Origin of the sequence: Burkholderia sp. GbtcB21, from assembly GCF_019091065.1 — a bacterium.
GTDB classification, from domain to species: domain Bacteria; phylum Pseudomonadota; class Gammaproteobacteria; order Burkholderiales; family Burkholderiaceae; genus Burkholderia; species Burkholderia pyrrocinia_C.
The window spans coordinates 1-17,076 of the sequence record NZ_JAGXKA010000016.1; the positions used below are offsets into that span (position 1 = coordinate 1).

24 protein-coding genes are annotated in these 17,076 nt (G+C 64.6%); 7 read left to right on the forward strand and 17 right to left on the reverse strand.

All coding sequences use genetic code 11. The features are described from left to right. The 7 genes from KVT39_RS28845 to KVT39_RS28875 form a co-directional block, all read left to right on the forward strand. Positions 1-2,301 (forward strand): LysM peptidoglycan-binding domain-containing protein (locus KVT39_RS28845; RefSeq protein WP_217590736.1); only part of this gene is annotated, 2,301 nt, incomplete at its 5' end. Then, complete coding sequence (locus KVT39_RS28850; RefSeq protein WP_217590737.1) at positions 2,302-2,571, forward strand: hypothetical protein; 270 nt, start codon at positions 2,302-2,304, stop codon at positions 2,569-2,571. A gap of 317 nt (positions 2,572-2,888) precedes the next feature. Further along, the gene (locus tag KVT39_RS28855; protein WP_217590738.1) at positions 2,889-3,098 is read left to right on the forward strand and encodes a hypothetical protein; all 210 of its coding nucleotides are present in this window, start codon (positions 2,889-2,891) and stop codon (positions 3,096-3,098) included. 409 nt (positions 3,099-3,507) lie between these two features. Beyond that, entirely contained in the window at positions 3,508-3,699 is a 192-nt protein-coding gene (locus tag KVT39_RS28860; RefSeq protein WP_217590739.1) for a hypothetical protein, read from the forward strand. A 128-nt stretch (positions 3,700-3,827) separates the two neighbouring features. Next, positions 3,828-4,442 carry a hypothetical protein gene (locus tag KVT39_RS28865; protein ID WP_217590740.1) on the forward strand — a complete coding sequence of 205 codons (615 nt, stop codon included), beginning with the start codon at positions 3,828-3,830 and terminating at the stop codon, positions 4,440-4,442. Then, entirely contained in the window at positions 4,423-5,043 is a 621-nt protein-coding gene (locus tag KVT39_RS28870; RefSeq protein ID WP_254640671.1) for a hypothetical protein, read from the forward strand. Before KVT39_RS28865 ends, KVT39_RS28870 begins: the two co-directional genes overlap by 20 nt. Then, positions 5,040-5,477 (forward strand): hypothetical protein, encoded by a 438-nt coding sequence (locus tag KVT39_RS28875; RefSeq protein ID WP_217590741.1) that lies wholly within the window; start codon positions 5,040-5,042, stop codon positions 5,475-5,477. Before KVT39_RS28870 ends, KVT39_RS28875 begins: the two co-directional genes overlap by 4 nt. A gap of 18 nt (positions 5,478-5,495) precedes the next feature. On the opposite strand, the gene KVT39_RS28880 is transcribed toward KVT39_RS28875, so the two are convergent. The 17 genes from KVT39_RS28880 to KVT39_RS28960 form a co-directional block, all read right to left on the reverse strand. After that, positions 5,496-5,888 (reverse strand): hypothetical protein, encoded by a 393-nt coding sequence (locus KVT39_RS28880; RefSeq protein WP_217590742.1) that lies wholly within the window; start codon positions 5,886-5,888, stop codon positions 5,496-5,498. 17 nt (positions 5,889-5,905) lie between these two features. Next, positions 5,906-6,475: a tetratricopeptide repeat protein gene (locus KVT39_RS28885; RefSeq protein WP_217590743.1), complete on the reverse strand. Its 570-nt coding sequence runs from the start codon at positions 6,473-6,475 to the stop codon at positions 5,906-5,908. Between the two features lie 11 nt (positions 6,476-6,486). Then, entirely contained in the window at positions 6,487-7,275 is a 789-nt protein-coding gene (locus tag KVT39_RS28890; RefSeq protein WP_217590744.1) for a sigma-70 family RNA polymerase sigma factor, read from the reverse strand. Next, positions 7,272-8,054 (reverse strand): flagellar type III secretion system pore protein FliP, encoded by a 783-nt coding sequence (fliP, locus tag KVT39_RS28895; protein WP_368858938.1) that lies wholly within the window; start codon positions 8,052-8,054, stop codon positions 7,272-7,274. The genes KVT39_RS28890 and fliP overlap by 4 nt, the downstream gene beginning before the upstream one ends. Next, positions 8,051-8,449: a flagellar biosynthetic protein FliO gene (locus KVT39_RS28900; RefSeq protein ID WP_217590745.1), complete on the reverse strand. Its 399-nt coding sequence runs from the start codon at positions 8,447-8,449 to the stop codon at positions 8,051-8,053. Before KVT39_RS28900 ends, fliP begins: the two co-directional genes overlap by 4 nt. Then, entirely contained in the window at positions 8,450-8,788 is a 339-nt protein-coding gene (fliN, locus tag KVT39_RS28905; protein WP_254640672.1) for a flagellar motor switch protein FliN, read from the reverse strand. Next, positions 8,785-9,603: a FliM/FliN family flagellar motor switch protein gene (locus KVT39_RS28910; RefSeq protein ID WP_217590746.1), complete on the reverse strand. Its 819-nt coding sequence runs from the start codon at positions 9,601-9,603 to the stop codon at positions 8,785-8,787. The genes fliN and KVT39_RS28910 overlap by 4 nt, the downstream gene beginning before the upstream one ends. Then, positions 9,600-10,766 carry a flagellar hook protein FlgE gene (locus KVT39_RS28915; protein ID WP_217590747.1) on the reverse strand — a complete coding sequence of 389 codons (1,167 nt, stop codon included), beginning with the start codon at positions 10,764-10,766 and terminating at the stop codon, positions 9,600-9,602. The genes KVT39_RS28910 and KVT39_RS28915 overlap by 4 nt, the downstream gene beginning before the upstream one ends. Before the next feature lie 10 nt (positions 10,767-10,776). Continuing rightward, positions 10,777-11,184 carry a flagellar hook assembly protein FlgD gene (locus KVT39_RS28920; protein WP_217590748.1) on the reverse strand — a complete coding sequence of 136 codons (408 nt, stop codon included), beginning with the start codon at positions 11,182-11,184 and terminating at the stop codon, positions 10,777-10,779. Continuing rightward, positions 11,174-11,356, reverse strand: coding sequence for a hypothetical protein (locus KVT39_RS28925; RefSeq protein ID WP_217590749.1), 183 nt, complete (start codon positions 11,354-11,356; stop codon positions 11,174-11,176). Before KVT39_RS28925 ends, KVT39_RS28920 begins: the two co-directional genes overlap by 11 nt. A 548-nt stretch (positions 11,357-11,904) precedes the next feature. Beyond that, on the reverse strand, positions 11,905-12,354 hold the full coding sequence (locus KVT39_RS28930) for a hypothetical protein (RefSeq protein WP_217590750.1): 450 nt from the start codon (positions 12,352-12,354) through the stop codon (positions 11,905-11,907). Next, a complete protein-coding gene (locus KVT39_RS28935; RefSeq protein WP_217590751.1) occupies positions 12,351-13,682 on the reverse strand; it encodes a FliI/YscN family ATPase in 1,332 nt (443 codons plus the stop codon). The genes KVT39_RS28930 and KVT39_RS28935 overlap by 4 nt, the downstream gene beginning before the upstream one ends. Continuing rightward, complete coding sequence (locus KVT39_RS28940) at positions 13,660-14,355, reverse strand: hypothetical protein (protein ID WP_217590752.1); 696 nt, start codon at positions 14,353-14,355, stop codon at positions 13,660-13,662. The genes KVT39_RS28935 and KVT39_RS28940 overlap by 23 nt, the downstream gene beginning before the upstream one ends. Then, positions 14,352-14,864 carry a hypothetical protein gene (locus KVT39_RS28945; protein WP_217590753.1) on the reverse strand — a complete coding sequence of 171 codons (513 nt, stop codon included), beginning with the start codon at positions 14,862-14,864 and terminating at the stop codon, positions 14,352-14,354. Before KVT39_RS28945 ends, KVT39_RS28940 begins: the two co-directional genes overlap by 4 nt. Beyond that, entirely contained in the window at positions 14,851-16,338 is a 1,488-nt protein-coding gene (gene fliF / locus KVT39_RS28950; protein WP_217590754.1) for a flagellar basal-body MS-ring/collar protein FliF, read from the reverse strand. Before fliF ends, KVT39_RS28945 begins: the two co-directional genes overlap by 14 nt. Before the next feature lies 1 nt (position 16,339). After that, positions 16,340-16,630: a flagellar hook-basal body complex protein FliE gene (locus KVT39_RS28955; protein ID WP_217590755.1), complete on the reverse strand. Its 291-nt coding sequence runs from the start codon at positions 16,628-16,630 to the stop codon at positions 16,340-16,342. Continuing rightward, complete coding sequence (locus tag KVT39_RS28960) at positions 16,627-17,076, reverse strand: flagellar basal body rod protein FlgC (protein ID WP_217590756.1); 450 nt, start codon at positions 17,074-17,076, stop codon at positions 16,627-16,629. Before KVT39_RS28960 ends, KVT39_RS28955 begins: the two co-directional genes overlap by 4 nt.

A 17,076-nucleotide genomic window follows, 5' to 3' on the forward strand; every position in this document is an offset into this window, starting at 1 on the left:
GTGACGACGCCGGTGAGCGTGGCGGACTTCGACGAGAACTACATGCGCATCGACGGAACGTATCCGGGGGCGAGCCCCGGGACGTGGACGGTGCGCGAAGAGGAGACGCTGAAGTCGATCGCGTCGGCGCTGTGGGGAGACGAGACGCTGTGGTACGTGCTGGCGGACGCGAACGGTCTGAAGAGCACGGACGAGCTGAAGGCGGGACAGACGCTGACGGTGCCGAACAAGGTGACGAACGTGCACAACACGGCGAGCACGTTCAAGCCGTACGACCCGGGTCAGGCGATCGGGGATACGCAGCCGACGTTGCCGGATCCGCCGCCGCCGCCGAGTCGGGGAGGCGGGTGCGGCGGGTTCCTGCCGGTGATCGCGATCGTGGTGGCGGTGGTCGTGTCGGTGGTGACGTATGGAACGACATCGCCGTATATGGCTTCGCTGGCGGGCTCAGTGGGATTGACCGGCGGTGCTGCGTCGACGGCTGCGGCGGTGGGCGCGGGGGCGGTGGCAGGTGCGGCCGGCTCGATGGCGAGTCAGGGCGTGATGATCGCGGGCGGGGCCCAGCAGAGGTTGGACTGGAATGGCGTGGCGCTGGGTGCGATGGGTGGGGCGATTGCCGGAGGGGTGACGAGCGCGATGCCGGCCGGCTCGTTCGGCACGGCCGCTGCGCAGGGCGCGGTGCGCTCGGTGGCGACGCAGGGTATTGGTCTGGCAACCGGGTTGCAGGATCGCTTCGACTGGAAGGGCGTGGCGGCGAGCGCGATTGCGTCGGGAGTAGGGTACGCGGCGAATCAGGCGATCGGTCAACTGCAATACGGCGATGCGTGGGAGGGGATGGCGCAGTCGGCGCTGCGGGCGGATAGGTTCAACACGGCGGTGCGTGGTGTCGGTACCGGGATGGCGGCCGGGGCGGCGAGTACGGTGGTGCGCGGCGGGAGCCTGGGGCGCAATGTTGGGGCGATCACGATGGATGCGATTGCGTCCACCCTTGGTAATATGATTATTGACCAAATCGCGAGCACACCGACGTCGACCGATTTGCGCACGCAGCAAGCCATTGCTGCGATGAATGGTCAGATATTGCCGGGTGGAGTGGGTGCTGGTGGCATGGGGTTTGTGCCAGCCGATACGTCGTACATCCAATTCGCTAACACTCTCCAAACTGGTGCTGCGGTGCTCGGAAATTACGATACCGCTGCCGGCATAGAGCAAATGCGGGCGCAGCGTATTGTCGATTTGCAACTGGCGGCATCACAACAGGTTGATGAAGGGTTTGGGCCTGGAGTTCACGTTCTCATCGAAGGTGTGGGGTCAACTGACGGACCGATTTCTCAGTCGCTCACCGAGTTGGGGACGATTCGAAATTTGAGCTGGTTCGAAAGCCAGTTGGCTTTTAATCCGGCGGCGCAGGCAGCTCAGGGCATTGTCGACCGCGGTCTGGAGTTCGTGAGCGGTGCGTGGGGCATCGTATCTCATCCGCTGAATACAGCGGCAGCGATCGGTGGGCATTACGCGGACGCTTATGAGGCGAGCAATCTTGGTGGCACGATTGCCCGCGACGCAAGTGGTATCACGGCGGGCGTGGTGAAGGGAGTGGTCGGCCCAATTGACGCGCTGTACCGACGAGACGAAGCGGGTGCTGCCTATCGACTCGGCGGATCCCTGATGGATATGGCGTTGTCTGCGGCAACGCCGGGTGCTGTCGGCGCAGCGACTCGCCTAACTGGAGCGGCACTCGAACGTGGCGCGGCGATGTTTGGACCGAACCTGGCTCGGATGTCGGAAAATTATCTTGCCAAGACGGGTGGGCTGTCGTATGTAGTCGAAAATGGCGGTGTTGGGACTAACTACTCAGCCGCAATTGCTCGAATTGAGTCTGAAGGGCATGCCTTGGCTCGACATGGTGGGTCTGTAACAGACAATGATCTATTTATTCGTGCAACTACTGGTGTCGCGCCTGATAGGTCCGTTGTATTGGATAGAAGGTCCGGTCTCGCAGTCGTTCCACCGTCTTCAACAGCATTTAACTCTGATGCTTTGTTGGCACGTGCTGATTTGATAATTAGAGAAGGTTATCTCGATAGGGCAATCGCCTTTGTCCCGCCTGGAGCGGATCGGGTCGTTGTCGAGGGAGTTAATGTGGGGGCAGCTACGGGGCGTGGCTTTGATCGAGTGAGTAGGGTGCCAGGGGTTTCGGGGCCGCTTCGATATGGTAATGGATTGTCGCGCGCCACTGGCGTCTATGAATACGATGCGCTGTCTGGTCTTTGGAAGACTATAACCATTTATCCGGTGAAGTAAATGTACGAATATATTGATCACGTTTTGGCGAGTTATTTTGGCGCCGCTTCTGAAACTTCTGAAGAAGAGGCGGTTTCTTTGTTGTTGAGAAACATAAATAATAGTTATGTATTTGCGTCTGGGTTGCGTGCGGATGTAGAGAGGGCGCTGCAAGACAGTGGCTACTCATGGAAATCCGTTCTTGAGCAATATGAAGTGGCTTTTTGCGATACGGAGGAAGATGCCAGATCGTATGCGAAGCATATTCTTTGGGATTCGTTATTCGTCTGACCATCGGTGGAGATAAGTGAGCCGGAGCGCCGTTCGGTATTTCCGGTCTCTTTTTTAGTTGTATCGCTCGTCTCCCTTCGATCGTGGGGGCTAGCAAACGTAAAAAATATGCGTCTGGACAAAAAAATTGGACCGAATCGTATTGATAGGTTGGAAAGCCTTGTTCCATAGGAGCTATTCGGAGCAGATCTCCAGAATGATGCGCTTGCGAATGTCCTGGTTCGTAGAGGGTTCACGCCAGGTGATCCAGTTCTCATCAACTCATTTGGGTTCAATAAGTATGTTCCCATCCTGCGCCGACTGGAGGATTTGCAAAAATGAGCGTACAACTTCGCCAAGACCCAACGCCATATATCGCGATGAAAGACGCAGGCGCGTCACCACAAGAAGTATTCCGCAAAGCTCGAGAGGACGGGTACAAGAACTTTGAATGTATTGTATTGATTAGTGGCGTCTTTGAAATTTCGCTGAATGACGCACGCGATATGGCACACGCCATTTACCGCGAAGACAAGGAGGCAGGCTGATAGGGTACATTGGCCGAACCTTGTGCCCATTCGGTCATCAATAGCCTAACAACGCCCGCGTTGCGCGCGGCGTTGTTGCATGAGCGCTAGCTGCGCTAGAAAAAACCTTGGAAATGCGCCAGCGCTCGTCGTCATCGAGGCACATCTCGCAGATTCCGGAGATTGCGCATCGTAGCCAGTCGTCGGCGATGACGTGATGCGTAGACGTCTCGGCTTCAATGTCGATTGCAGAGATTCCCTATGACACTGGGGAGACTCACTATCGCTATACGCGCTACATGTCGGAGGATGGTTCTCGGTGGATTCGTCACGGGCTGTTTCGCGCTTACTACCCAAGCTGAAGCCTAGCTAGCGAAGGTCGATATGTCGATGGACTGGAAGAAGGGCAGTGGAGTGACTTCCACGAACGGTGGACGGCGCGAAGCAGAAGACGGCGGTGTTGCAATGCACGAGCCCGAACGCGCCGGGGTGGAATCCGGCATCGAGCTACTACAACTACGACGTGAACGTGAACCTGAAGTCGGTATACGTCGACGGAGGCAATCAAAAGGGCAAGGCGCGCGCGTTCAGCTACTGGGCGGACCTGCGCCGGCGGGTGTAGCGATGTGTTTTGAATGTTCGATTTGGAAATTTAAATGATGTAGATGATTTGGTGTGATCGAGTGCCGATTTATTGGTTTGTTTTTGAATGCTTTAAATTCTATCAATGTTGGGTTCGTGGGGGATGCAATGAAATACTTTGAAAAATCATTCATTAGTACAATGGCTATTTCGTCGATGCTTATCCTCGCATCGATGATGACAGGTTGCGCCAGCGTCTATGTGGATACGGCCACCAAGGAGGTACCGGTTGCGCAGATGAAGAGTGTGGTGAATCCAAAGCCGGTGCAACTTGTTTTCGAGTTCCAGACCAAGGGCGTGCCAAATCCTCGAGTCACCGACTTGCTCAAGGACGCGGTCAGCAGAGAAGTGAAGGACAGCGCTCTTTTTTCAGCAGTCTCGACTGATCCGACACCAAACGCAGGCCTGCTCAACGTCACACTTAACAACATTCCGCTGACCGAAGACGCAGCTTCCAAGGGTGTTGTTACCGGCTTGACCTTCGGTTTGGCTGGCAGCACCGTCACCGACGGCTATATCTGCACACTGAGCTATTTGCCTCTGGGCCAGCCCACGCCGATCGTAAAGACGGTTCGGCACGCGATCCATACGACGATTGGCAATGCGAGTCCCCCCGCTACTGCACAAAAGGCGACGTCGGTGCTGGAGGCAATCAACAAGGTGACGCGCGACGCGTTGAGCAACGCTCTTAACGACTTGTCTCATGATCCAGCATTCAACTGACGCACATCTGCGGTGCGCAACATGGCTGGCATTGCTGGGCGCACTGATGACCGGCTGCACTGAAATGCCGATGAGCCCACCGCAGCCGACCATCGAGAACGCCGCTAGGCTGCGCAATGACAGAGGCGAAATTCATGCTGTGGAAGTTGGGCGTTTCAAATTGGATGCGTCCAAACCGGCGAGTATGGACCGGGGTGTCAGTATCCGCAGCAACAAGGTGCGCTCACCAGTCAATGACTCAATGGCTCAGTATTTGCGCGAAACTCTGCGTGTCGAGCTGCAGTCTGCTGGCTTATTGGATATGCACTCCGATATTGTGATCACCGGCACGCTGATTGACAGTATGGTCGAAGCACCCGTGGGGGTAGGTAAGGCGACGCTGGGAGCGCGCTTCGTTGTTACGCGCTCAGGCACGGTGCTTTATGACCACACATTGCGGACGGAATCGACATGGGATTCACCGTTCATCGGCGTGTCTGCCATTCCCCTGGCAGCGGGTCAGTATGAGGCACTGTATCGCAAGTTGGTTGGTAGGCTGCTTGACGATGCCGATTTTCGCGCAGCCGTTGCCCAGGTAGTAGGCGATTCCAATTCAAAATGAACGCCGACCAGAGCCTGCCGAAAGAAGTTGGCCCACCGGCCATCGTGCCGGTTGGGCCTTACGTCGACATCCCCGGCAGCACACGCACCGACTTTCCCGATGGCAGCCACCTCATCGAGGGGCCTGAAGGCGACCGATACCTCGTCTCCGAATCAGGCGAAATCAACGCGACCGTTCCCGAAATCCGCAGGGTCCAGATCGACGATCTCTCGCTGATTCTCCGACACGAGATCGCACACGTGCATGAAACAACCTCTCACACCTTGCACTTCGTCGGAGGCGGAGTCTTTTCCTACCTGCACCACCGCGACGGCCGCGGCATGTCGATTCATGCAAATCGCATTGTGTTCCGGACACGACCAGGCGGGGTGATCGTAGTGTGTGGCTCGGCCCCGAGCAATGCCCCGAGCAAAGCGCCGGGCGCCCCCAGTTAGAAAACACGCATGTGAGCTTCACCGTTTTACAGCCCCCCGCCCGATCTCGCGCACCACGTCACCCACCAGTGCCGACGCGCTCCTGTCCTCCATGACTCCCTTGCACGCCCACTCCACCATCTCCTGAAACTCGGGTTCATTGGCGAGCCTTGGGCCGAATTCGTACCGCAGCGCGACGTCGATCACCGCTCGCGCCAATCGCGCGGCGTCGTCGATGCCGGCGGCGTGCAGCGCACCGATCCTCTTCTGTAACAACGTACGCAAGTCCGCCCCCGCCGCGCGTGCGTCGACCTGGTTGCCGTCTCGTACGGCTTTCGGGCCTGCCTGCCGACTTGCCGGACGCCGCGTCCGGTCGACGATCTGCTGCCGCAGTAATGCCAAAACCTGATTGATTGTCGAAACGGGATCCATGAGCACTCCGATGGTCGTCAATGACGCGTCCGTGACGCGAGATAGCCGGACAACAGAAGATGCCCGCTCATCGCTTCGTCGTCGGCCTTTCGCATCAGCGTCTCGAGGTGCGCGACGATCGTCTCGATATATCCGTCGATACCCGGATAGCGCTGGTTCACTACGAGCCCGCGTTTCAACCAGTCCAGCGCGGCATCGAATCGGTCGTCGCACAGCGCCAGCAGTCCTGTCTTGAACAACCGTAGTGCATCGTGTTGCGACAGCCTTTCGTCGAGCGTCGCCCAGATGGCCGTCGCCTCGGAAACTTGCCCGTCGAGCAATTCGATCATCCCGAGCATGAAGCGCGCGATGTCGAAATCCGGCGCGAGCGCGATGGTCTGCGAGAAGTCGGCGCGCGCTTCGTTGCGGCGTTGCTGTCCGGCGTAGATCGACCCTCGGAGGAACCACAGCCGATGGTCCCCCGGCCAGTGCGCCAGCGCGGCGTCGAGTTGCACGAGCGCCTCGTCGTCGGGGCCGCTCATCAGACGGGCAATGTCGCCCATCGTATCGTCATCGCATAGCGTGATGTCATCATGGTTGCGATTCATCGAGGTCTCCTTCATCCGATCACATGCAGGTGTTCCGGCTCCCCGAGCCGCTTGCGCAGATCGGCGAGCGCAGCGCGATGCAGCTGCGAAATCCTGCCCTTGCTGAGGCCGAGGATATCGGCGATCTGCTCGAATCCAAGGCCGTGAAAATAGTGGTACTGAATGATTTTTCTGGTCCGTTCCGGAAGACGCCCGACCGCGTCGACCAACCGGTCTTTCGTCTGGCGCCACGCAATGCCGCGATAGGCTGCCCCGGGCAGCCTCAGATCATCCGGGTGCGCGGCGTCGTTTGGCGGTGCGACGAGCCCCGTGCCATCGAGCATGAAGCCGAGCGCGAGCCCGGCCGCCAGTGCGCCGAGTGCCTGGAACGTGTCGCGTGCCGCGGGCTCGTCGTCGGTCTGGAGCGACGCGACGCGCTCCCGTCGCACACGCCGCGAGAACGAGATCTGCTCCTGGCCATCGGTCAGTTTCTCGACCCCGCTCAGGATCGCGCCCTTCACACGCGTCGTACAGAAGGTTTCGAACGCCACGCCGCGCGCCGGATCGAAGCGGTCGATCGATTCGAGCAGACCGATACACGCGAGCTGGACGAAATCCCGGAACTCGACGTCGTCGCGATGCCGTCCCGCATAGAGCCGCGCCGCGATGGCGCGCGCATAGGGCAGGTAATGCGCAAACACGGCTTCGCGGGTGCGTGCGCAACGCTCGGTGGCCCACATGCGCCACAGCTCCGCTTCGGGCCGTGCGTTGCCGCCGTCGGCCGTTCGCGGATTCTGGTTGCTCGCACCCGCCTGCGTCATCGGAATCCTCCAAGTACTCCTCGCAGCACGAGGCCCCAGCCGTCGATCAGCACGAACAGCAGGATCTTGAGCGGCAGCGAGATGGTCGCGGGCGGCACCATCAGCATGCCGAGCGACAGCAGCACGGCCGACACCACGAGATCGATCAGCAGGAACGGCAGCAGCACGACGAAGCCGATCTGGAACGCGACGCGCAGCTCGTTCAGGATGAATGCAGGCGTGAGCTGCAGCAGCCCGACGTCGCCGGCCGTGTCGGGCAGCGGCTTGCGCGACAGCTCGTACATCAGCCGCAGCTCGTCGTCGCGCACCTGGCGCAGCATGAAATCGCGCAGCGGCGCCGCGCCGGTTTCGAGCGCCCGGTCGATGCCGAGGCGGCCGGCCATGAAGGGTTGCAGCGCGTCGTGGTTGAGTGTTTCGAACGTGGGCATCATCACGAACGCGGTCAGGAACAACGCGAGGCTGATCAGCACGGGCGTCGGTGGCGTTTCGGGCATTCCGAATGCATGCCGGATCATCGACAGCACGATGACGATGCGGATGAAAGCGGTCATCGAAACGACCAGTGCCGGACCGATGCTCAGCAGTGTCAGCATTACCGCGATGCGTACGGCCTCGGACGCCCCCTCGCGATCGAGCGCGAAGGGTGTGCCGGACGGCGCGGCAATCGCTTCGGCGGCATGCGCGGTCAATCCGCAGAGCAGTGCGCAGACAAGCAACAGACGCAGCCCTCGTGACAACGTGGGCAGAATAGGTACGCCGGACGAGAGGCGTGGCGTCACGACGTCGTCTCCGACGCAGGGCGCGAGTGCGCATCGAGCAACGTGATTCCGCTTGCATCGAGGGCGAGCAGTACGTGTCGTTCGTCGTATTCAACGACGTGAAGCGTGACGCGGGGCGCCAGCCGCACCGTGTCGACGATCGTCAGGCATTTCCGGCCGGCTGGCATTCCGACCCCGTCGGCTCGGCCGAATCCGTATCGACGCAGCAGGAAAATCGCGGCGACGCCGAGCATGATGCACAGGACGAGCGCGCCGCCGATCCTATACAGGTCGACGCCGTTGGCAAGCATTGGCCCAAGCGCGATCGTGGAGGGCGAAGATGCAGCAGCCACGGTACCGGATGCGACAGCGGTCGGCATCGGAAGCGATCCTGCGGTCAAGGCGAACTCCGGCATTCAGCGCTCCCGGATGACGTCGGTGATCCGGATGCCGAACTGGTCCTCGACCGCGACGATTTCGGCACGCGCAACGGTCCGCCCATTGAGGCGAACTTCGACGAAGTCGTCGATCCGGCGGTCGAGCGTGACGACGGAGCCTGGCTGCAACGCCATCAGATCCTTGATGGAGAGATCCGATGAGCCGAGATGGATGTCGAGGGAGACGGTGACATCGTGGACAAGGTCGAGGCCGGGATGAACGGTCAGGCACTCGGTATCGGATTCGGCAGGCGCTTCCTGTTCGGGAAGCTCGACGCGCATGACGGCGGGAAGCGCTGAGGTGGCGTGAAGAGTCATGGATGCTCCTTGGGTTCTGCGAGCGAGTGCAGTTGAACGGAAAGCTGTTCGCCGACGCGGCCGAGGCGACCAATGCCGAGCGCTGACCCGCCGGCGTCTCCCGCCTCGAGCGAGATCGAAGGATCGAGTCGGTCGGCGACGACGATGACGTCGCCGGGTGCGAGATCGAGCAGTTGCGCGATGGGCAGCGCCGCGCAGCCGATTCGCGCATGAACGCGTGTGCGGGTCGCTTCGAGGGCTGCGGCGCGCGGCGTCAGCACGTCGGGCGGCGTGGCCGGGATGGCGTCGGACGCCTGCCTGGCCCACCAGAACGGCGCGGCGTAGACGATCGACAACCACGCGTCGGCGGGGCCGAGCGCGAGCCGGACGTGAATGCCGCCGTAGCGAAGTTCGCTTGTCGCTGTCGTATCGAGCGGCGACAGACGCCGTGCATCGGGGGCGCTTTCGCCAACGATGGTGCGCAGCGTGTCGGCCATCGCGTCGATCATCGATTGTTCGAACGCGCGCAGCACGTCGGCGCGGGCATCGGATCCGGTCGCGGCGAAGCCGTCGGGCAGGTCGAGCGCGCGGCGCACGAGCCGATCGAGCGCGGACGGCTGGATTGCCCATCGGACATGCGGCCCGCAGGCCCAGACATGGCTGGCCGGCGGCCACGGCAACGGCTGCATGGGGGCGATCCGCTCGACGCTATCCACTTGGAGCGCATCGTCGCACCATGCCCGCAGCCAAGGAGCAACGGCATGTTCCGACAGCGACCGGGCCTCGGCGAGATCGTGGTCGGCGAGCGGCCGCCAGCGCGGGATCGCATCCGTCATCCCTGCCCCCGCATCTGGAACAGTTGCATGATCATCTCGTTCGACGTGCTCACCACTTGCGACGCGGCCTGGAAACCACGCTGGATGAGGATGAGCTGGCCGAACTCGCCGGACAGGTCGACATTGGATGCTTCGGTCGCGCCGGCCCGCAACCGGCCGACAAGCGGATCGCCGCTCTTCGCATGGCGCGGCGGCGGCAGGTGCGTCGCGTCGAACAGGCCGGCGTCTCGCTGCACGAGGCGCTGCGGGTCGGCGAACCGAGCAAGTGCGACGGCGCCGGCCGTGGCGGTCTGCCCGTTCGAGTAGCGCAGCGCGAGCTGCCCGTCGTCGTCGATGCTCATCGATGCGAGCGTGCCGGCTGCATAGCCGTCCTGCTTCGCCACGCGCAGCGTCGAAGTGGCGCCTGACGAGAATGCGGTCACGCCCGTGGAAAAATCCAGCTTGACCGTGAGCCCCGACGACGGCAGCGTGACTTCGATCTTGTCCTGGCCCGGTTCGGGAATACCGCCGTGGAACTGCAGCGTGCCGATCTGGAGCGGCGTGCCGTTGCTATCGGTAACGGTGACTTTCCAGCGCCCCGGCATCACGGCGGCATCCGGCGCGAATGACACCTTCAACGTGTGCTTCGCTCCGTTCGCGTCGTAGATATCGACGCCGGGGACGGCGAAGTTGGTCGAACCGGGCGACAGGTTGTCGGTGAACCGGACGACTTGCGTCGCGCGCGGCGGGTCGAGCAGCCGGCCCGCGAGCGAGATGGGCGAGACCGTGCCGGCAGGGTCGAGTGCGGTGAGTTTCAACCCGTTCGACCGCTCGGTCACGAAACCGTCGTCGTCGATCTGGAATCGACCGGTTCGCGCGTAGCGGGTCGTGTCGCCGTCGCGGAGCGCGAGCAGGCCGTCGCCGTCGATCGCGAGATCGAGCTGCCCCGTGCTGCCGCGCAGTTCGCCCTGCCGGAAGTTCAGCGCAGCCTGCGCGTATGCGACGCCGCTGCCGGAGCGCGTCGCCTCGCGCGCGGTCGCCCGGCCGTCGTAGAGATCCTGGAAACACGGCGTCGACGACTTGAAGCCCGGCGTGTTCAGGTTCGCGACGTTGTTGCCGACGGTCTGCAGGCCCTTGGAGTAGGCCGTGAGACCGCTCATGCCGATGTAGAGACTGTCGAGCATCGGCGCCTCCTCAACGGACCGTCAGGATCTGCGACACCGTCGCGTCGGTGAGGAACTGTCCCGCTTCGGACTCGATCGTCAGCTTCGATTCGCCGTCCTTGAACGACAGGCCCTTGACGATGCCGGAGATCGTGCCCGTGTCGCCGCGCACGTCAACCTTGCGTCCGAGCAGGCCAAGCGTCTGCGTGGCCGATTGCACGGACAGCAGATCGTCGATCTTCGATGCAATCTGGCGGCTCTGCTCGAGCGATGTGAATTGGGCGAGCTGCGATACGAATTCGTAGTTGTCGACCGGCTTGAGTGGATCCTGATAGGTGAGCTGGGTCACGATGATCCGCAGCAACGACTGCAGGTCGAGCCCGGTTGGATCGGTTTGCGTGCCGCCGCCGGGCACGGGGCCGAGGGAGTCAATCGCCATGTGTTCCTCCTGGGAGTGGGTTCGTCGCGATGAAAAGCCTGCCGTTGATGAAGAGCCGCGCGTCAGGCAGGCCGAGTCGGCGCAGTTCGGCGAACGTTCGCTGTGCGAGCGTCGCGTCGTCGATACCGGTCGCGCGGATCGCAACCGAGATGCCGGCCTCGCCCGTCAGCACGCTGAGCGTGCAGGGCGGTACGGCAGCGGCCGGTGCGGCTGCGCCAGGCTCCGAAGCGCACGCACGCTGGCTCGCAACGTGCGCCGGCTGCGGATCAGGAGTGGGCCTTGCCCGATAGAAGGCAGCTGTCGACGTCGCGGCAAGCGGGCGCGCCAAGGTATCGGGCTGCGCGTCAGCTCCTATGGACGGGAGTGTCCGGCTCGGCGTGTGTGTCGGACGATCGCTGACCACGGAGCCGGGTTGCGCGTGAGTGCGGTGCCCGGTACCCGGTTGCAGTGCCGTCGTTTCGACCGCCGCTCGAATCGCCGGTGAAGAATCGGCGGCATGAACGCTGGCCGGTGCCGCCGGCGATGACCCGCGCAGCGGAGCGAGCGGGCGTGACTTCTGAGCCTGAGGCGTGTGGCCGGCTACCGCCCCCCGCCACATGTCTCGTTCGAGCTGGCGTAACGTCTGCGCAAATGCCGACGGCGCGCCGTCCCGGCGCGTCGCTGCCGCGATCTCGGCCGGGACGCCGTCGTGCGAGTGTCCGGTGGCAGTCGGCGCAATGCTCACGGACGCCTCCGACAGGTCGACAGCCAGTCATCGAGCCGCGCGTCGTCCGCCTTGTCGCGCGCGCGTCGCTCGGCGATGCGCGCCTGCGCGACGAGCCGGTCGGCCGCGTCCGCGCATTGATGGTGCCGCTCGAGTGTCGGACGGTGCGCATCGGCCTGCGATGTGGCGGCGCGCGCTTGTTCGGCAACCGTCAGCCAGGTACCGTGCGCCGCGTCGATCGCGCCGGCGCGATTGCGCAGCAGATCGATCGGCAGGACGGCGCTGGCGGGGCCGGATCGGCTCTCCCGCGCGATGGCCGCCATCCGGTTCGCGGCTTCGTGTTCGCGTGCCTGCGCGGCCTCGCGCGCGTCGGCAAGCCGCTTGGCCTCGGCGCGCTCGCGCGACAATTGCAGCGCACGGAGATGGGCGATCCGTGTCGCCGCGGTCAACGGGGCAGTGGATTTCATGCGGTGGTCTCCAACAGGGATGCGAGCATCGCGATGGCCTGCTTCCGTTCGGTCGGGCGATCGGGGGCCTGCTGCAGGAACGCGAGCAACGCGGGGCGCAGGCGCAGTGCGCGGTCGAGCGCGGGATGACTGCCGGCCGTGTAGAGCCCGGATTCGACCAGGGGCTTCGACGTCTCGTACAGCGCAAGCTGAGCGATCGCGTCGGCGGCCAGCGCGCGCTCCGCGTCGCTCGCGACGTACCGGCTGACGCGGCTCACGCTCTTCGGCACGTGAATCGGCGGGAAATGTCCCTGCTCCGCAAGTTCGCGGCTGAGCACGATATGGCCGTCGAGCAGCGCCCGCATCGTCTCCGCCATCGGATCGTCGATCTCGTCGCTTTCGGTCAGCACGGTCATCAGCGCAGTGATTGCGCCGCCGTCCTTCAGCGCGCCGCAGCGTTCGACGATTTTCGGCAGCGCGGCGAACACACCCGGCGTGTATGCGCGTAGGGTCGGCGGTTCGCCGGCGGCGAGGCCGGTTTCACGCAGCGCGAGCGCATAGCGGGTAATGGAGTCGATCATCAGCAGGACGTGCGCGCCTTGCGACCGGAAGTATTCGGCGATCGACAGCGCGGCCGGCACGCTGCGCGCCCGCAGCGCGGCGGACTGGTCGGAGGTCGCGACGACGAGCGTCGAGCGCGCGCGCTCGGCTGCGGACAACGTCCGGTTCCAGCATTCCTCGGCTTCGCGGCCGCGTTCGCCGACGAGGCACAGCACGCGGACATCGGCGCGGACGCCGCGCGTGAGTGAGCCGAGCAGCGTCGTCTTGCCGACGCCGCTACCCGCGAACAGGCCAACGCGCTGACCGACGCCGAGTGTCAACAGCGCGTCGAGCGCGCGTACGCCGGTCTCGAGCGGCTGCTCGGGGGACTGCCGCGCGAGCGGCGGCGTCGCGACGCCGGCGAGCGGCCAGGACTCCGAGCAGTGACCGAGCGGCCCACCGTCGTCGAGCGGGTGCCCGAGCGGATCGACGACGCGGCCCAGCCACGCGTCGCCGACGGGGAGTGTCGCGCCCGTCTGCAGCGCGTGGACTTCGTCGCCGATCCGGATCGCGGCGGCGGTCGAGTACGGCGCGAGCGTGACGCGAGTGCGTTCGACGTTGACGATCTCGGCGAGTGTCGGCTCCGAGCGTTCGCCGCCGATTGCGCATAGCGAGCCGAGCGGCGCGCCCGGGCCGTCCGCTTCGACGAATGTCGGCATCACGCGCGTGACGGCGCCGGTGCGTCGCACGGGATCGGTTGCGCGGATCGCCGCGACGTACGCGTGTTCAGGTGGCGTTCGGATCGTCATCGCTGCGTAACGGGTCGAGGGCGGCCAGCAGGCGGCCGCATTGGCGGGGGAGATCGAGCTCGGCGCGGCCCGGCGCGAGGCCGAGCCGGCACGCGCCGGCCGGCAGGTGCGGATGTGCGGTGACGACCGAATCGGGCGCGGCCGCGGCGATCGGCAGCAATGCGTTGTCGTCGGGAAAGTCGGCGCGCGACACGTCGACAGTCAATACCGTGCCCGCTTGCATGTGTGCGACGTGGTGCCGGATCGTTTGCGCGATCAGGGCCGGATAGCATTCGGTCGCACCGAACATCTGCTCCAGCGCGGCCCGGGCGACGTCGAGCGCAAGGCTTTCGAGCGACGCGAATCGCACCTGTAACGCGGAGTGTGCATCCTTCAAGCCGCGCGACAGCACATCGATGCGTGCCTCGTCGTCGCGCTTCGCACGGGCATCGGCCGCGCGGCCGCCTTCGTCGATGCCTTTCCGGTATGCGGCTTGCTGGGCGCTTTCGAGCGCGGCGCATGCCGCTTCGAGTTCGGCGATTCGAGCGGTCAGCTCGGCGATTTCGGTCGTGTGCGGGTTCGGCGACGCGATCGACTCGTCCGATGCCTGTCGTCGCGCATACGCGGTCTCCGACGCCAGCCGCTTGTGCCCGTTTTCGAGCCGCACGCGATGCGCTTTCAGCAGCTTGCTCATCGGTGTCTTCCCAGCCAGTTTCGGAGCCGGACGCGCAGGGGGCGCGGCGTCGGGACCGGTGCCGATGGCGCGGCTTGATTCGTCGCGACAACCGCCAGTGCGGCGTCGCGCAGCGCATCGGCTGCGTGCTGCGACAGACGGAATCCGGCGTGTTGCGCGACATGGCCGGCCAGCGCTTGCCGGCGCGCGTCGGTCAATCGGACGAATACGCTGTCTCGTTCGAGATCGCCGAGCCCGGCCGCAATGCGTGCCGACAGTTCGACCGGCAGCACGGCGAGCACGTGCGTGAGCCGGTCCGCGCGCATCCGGGCCTCTGCATCGTCAGGCGCGGTTGCGAGCGGCACAGCATGTCCCGTGATCGCGCGCGATGCCTCGGCAAGCAGCGGCCGCAGTCGTTCGCGCTCGGCGACGGACAACATCGTCCAGACCGACTCGACGTCCTCGATCCTGCAGCGGGCGAGTTCCGCCACCGTACGACGCAGCCGGCGCGCCTGGTCAACGGGCGTCATGCGGATCTCCGGGCGATTTGCCAGGCTCGGCGAGCAATAGCCGCAGGCGCATCGCGTAGTCGGCGCGCTGGGCGTCGTTCAGCTGTCGTGGTTGCGCGTGCCGCCTACGTAGTCTGCGGCGAGTTGCCCAGGCCGCCGCGACGCAGACCCCCGCCGCTGCTGCGAGCAGCGCACCCGGCGGCACGCTGCCGAGCTCGACGATATGTCGCCAGAGCGGTTCGGCCCGTCGCAGCGCGTTAGCGGGTTCGACGATCGGACGGCTTTCATGGTGCGAAGTCGATATCGACGCGGGTGACGGGGGTGACGCGACCGGCTCGGGGCGCGTGTCTGCCGGCCCCGTCGCGGCTTCGCGCACGAACGTCGCGAGCGTATCGCCGCGCGCGGGATCGAGACCGATCGACGCGGCGACGACATCGCGCAGGCGAGCGACTTGGTCGGTCGGCATCGCGCCGTCGAACACGATACCGACCGACAGTTTGCGTATCGCGCCGGGGCTCCGGACGATCTGCTCGACGCTACGCTCCGAGCGGGCGGTCTCCGGCGCCGGCGGCGCGGCGGGCAGCGGCGGCAGGCTGGTTGCCGGCGGCCCGGCGGGCGCGCGATGAACCGGCAGGCCCGGCGTGCCGTCCTGACCGGCAGACGACTGCGTGAGGCCGGATTCGCGGGTCGTGCGGATCTGGTCGAAGTCGAGCGTCGCGTCGACGCTGACCGCCGCGCGGTTCGCGCCGATGATGGGGGCGATCTGCGCGAGAATCTTGCGCTCGTAACGCTGCTCGACGGCGGTTTTCAGCGCGAACTTCGGATCGTCGACGTCGGCACCGCGCGCATCGGCGGATGCGCCGCGCTGGTCGAGCACCGAGACGTCGGCGGCCGACATTTCGGGCACGGCCGCCGCGACCAGTCGCTGGATTCCCTTGACGACGTCTGGTTCGAGCACGTGGCCATCGCGAACGAACAGCGCGACCGACGCCTTGGGTCGGTTGCGGTCGCGGCGAAACAGCGATGCTTCCGGCAGGCTCAGGTGCACGCGTGCGAGCTCGATCGCGTCGAGTGTCGCGATCGTGCGTGCTAGTTCGCCTTGCAGCGCGCGCTGGTAATTCACCTTCTGCGCGAACTCCGTCAGGCCGAAGTCGCTCTGGTTGAAGAGCTCGAAGCCGACGACGCCCTGCAGGCGCAGGTCCGTGCCCGTCAGCATGACGCGGGCCGCGCGCGCATCGCCAGCCGGTACGAGAATGGCGGCCGTTTGCTCGTCGTAGCGAAACGGTATCTTTTCCTTGTCGAGCTGTGCGGCGACTGCGGCGGCGTCCTGCGGCTTCAGATCGCGCGCCAGGATCTGATACGACGGGCGCAACGCGAACCAGGCGGCGAGTCCGGCGCAACCGACCACTGCGGTGAGTGTGCCGGCGAGCGCGAATTGGCGCGTGCGCGAGCCGGTCGCGAAATAGGCGCCGAGGCGCGAAATCGGTCGATTCATGTCACAGTTGCATCCGCATCAGTTCCTGGTAGCCCTCGACGAGCCGCGCGCGCACGTTGAGCGCGAATTGCAGCTTGAGCCGCGCGTCCTCGAGCGCGAGCACGACCTGATGCGGCGGCCGATCGTCGCCGAGCGCGAACGCTGCACCGGCCGCCTCGGCGGTGCGCAGCGCGCGGTCGACGTTCCGCACCCCGTCCATCAGCAGCGTTTCGAAGCCGTTCGTTGCGAGCGCGAAGAGCCCTGCGAGCGGCGCTTCCGCCGTGTATTCGGCGATGGCGTCGACGGGCGTCATGACTGCCCTCCGATGTCGAGCGCACGCAGATACATCGAGCGTGCAGCGTTGAACATCACGACGTTCGCTTCGTAGGTGCGCAGGGTCTGGACCAGCAGCGCCATCTCGGCGGCATGATCGAGACCCGGGTAGCGAACCAGGCCTTGCGCATCGGCGTGCGGATGCGCAGGGTCGCGTACCACGCGCGGCGGCATGTCGAGTGTTTCGACGCCGAGCGCATGCGTGCCGGCGAGCCGCTCGGCAGGCACGGTGCCGGATGCGTGCCGCAGCGCATCGGGGAAGGCCGGCGCGACGTTCGGCGCCGATACGAGCCGCAACGGCCGATACGGCTCGGCCGCGGGATCGAGAGCGACGCCTGCGTTGGCGAAATTCCGGGCGATGAGTTCGAGGCGCTGACGCTCGACGTCGAGCCCCGAACGCGCGATCGCAAAGATCGTGTCCGACAT

Coding starts and splice junctions, on each gene's coding strand:
- KVT39_RS28920 (WP_217590748.1), bottom strand. CDS start 11,184: ATGGCGATTGACTCCCTCGGCCCCGTGCCCGGCGGCGGCACGCAAACC.
- KVT39_RS28855 (WP_217590738.1), top strand. CDS start 2,889: ATGAGCGTACAACTTCGCCAAGACCCAACGCCATATATCGCGATGAAA.
- fliN (WP_254640672.1), bottom strand. CDS start 8,788: ATGACTCTTCACGCCACCTCAGCGCTTCCCGCCGTCATGCGCGTCGAG.
- fliF (WP_217590754.1), bottom strand. CDS start 16,338: ATGAATCGACCGATTTCGCGCCTCGGCGCCTATTTCGCGACCGGCTCG.
- KVT39_RS28955 (WP_217590755.1), bottom strand. CDS start 16,630: ATGACGCCCGTCGACGCCATCGCCGAATACACGGCGGAAGCGCCGCTC.
- KVT39_RS28940 (WP_217590752.1), bottom strand. CDS start 14,355: ATGAGCAAGCTGCTGAAAGCGCATCGCGTGCGGCTCGAAAACGGGCAC.
- KVT39_RS28900 (WP_217590745.1), bottom strand. CDS start 8,449: ATGCCGGAGTTCGCCTTGACCGCAGGATCGCTTCCGATGCCGACCGCT.
- KVT39_RS28870 (WP_254640671.1), top strand. CDS start 4,423: ATGATCCAGCATTCAACTGACGCACATCTGCGGTGCGCAACATGGCTG.
- KVT39_RS28960 (WP_217590756.1), bottom strand. CDS start 17,076: ATGTCGGACACGATCTTTGCGATCGCGCGTTCGGGGCTCGACGTCGAG.
- KVT39_RS28875 (WP_217590741.1), top strand. CDS start 5,040: ATGAACGCCGACCAGAGCCTGCCGAAAGAAGTTGGCCCACCGGCCATC.
- KVT39_RS28865 (WP_217590740.1), top strand. CDS start 3,828: ATGAAATACTTTGAAAAATCATTCATTAGTACAATGGCTATTTCGTCG.
- KVT39_RS28930 (WP_217590750.1), bottom strand. CDS start 12,354: ATGAAATCCACTGCCCCGTTGACCGCGGCGACACGGATCGCCCATCTC.
- KVT39_RS28945 (WP_217590753.1), bottom strand. CDS start 14,864: ATGACGCCCGTTGACCAGGCGCGCCGGCTGCGTCGTACGGTGGCGGAA.
- KVT39_RS28880 (WP_217590742.1), bottom strand. CDS start 5,888: ATGGATCCCGTTTCGACAATCAATCAGGTTTTGGCATTACTGCGGCAG.
- KVT39_RS28850 (WP_217590737.1), top strand. CDS start 2,302: ATGTACGAATATATTGATCACGTTTTGGCGAGTTATTTTGGCGCCGCT.
- KVT39_RS28890 (WP_217590744.1), bottom strand. CDS start 7,275: ATGACGCAGGCGGGTGCGAGCAACCAGAATCCGCGAACGGCCGACGGC.
- KVT39_RS28910 (WP_217590746.1), bottom strand. CDS start 9,603: ATGACGGATGCGATCCCGCGCTGGCGGCCGCTCGCCGACCACGATCTC.
- KVT39_RS28915 (WP_217590747.1), bottom strand. CDS start 10,766: ATGCTCGACAGTCTCTACATCGGCATGAGCGGTCTCACGGCCTACTCC.
- KVT39_RS28935 (WP_217590751.1), bottom strand. CDS start 13,682: ATGACGATCCGAACGCCACCTGAACACGCGTACGTCGCGGCGATCCGC.
- KVT39_RS28885 (WP_217590743.1), bottom strand. CDS start 6,475: ATGAATCGCAACCATGATGACATCACGCTATGCGATGACGATACGATG.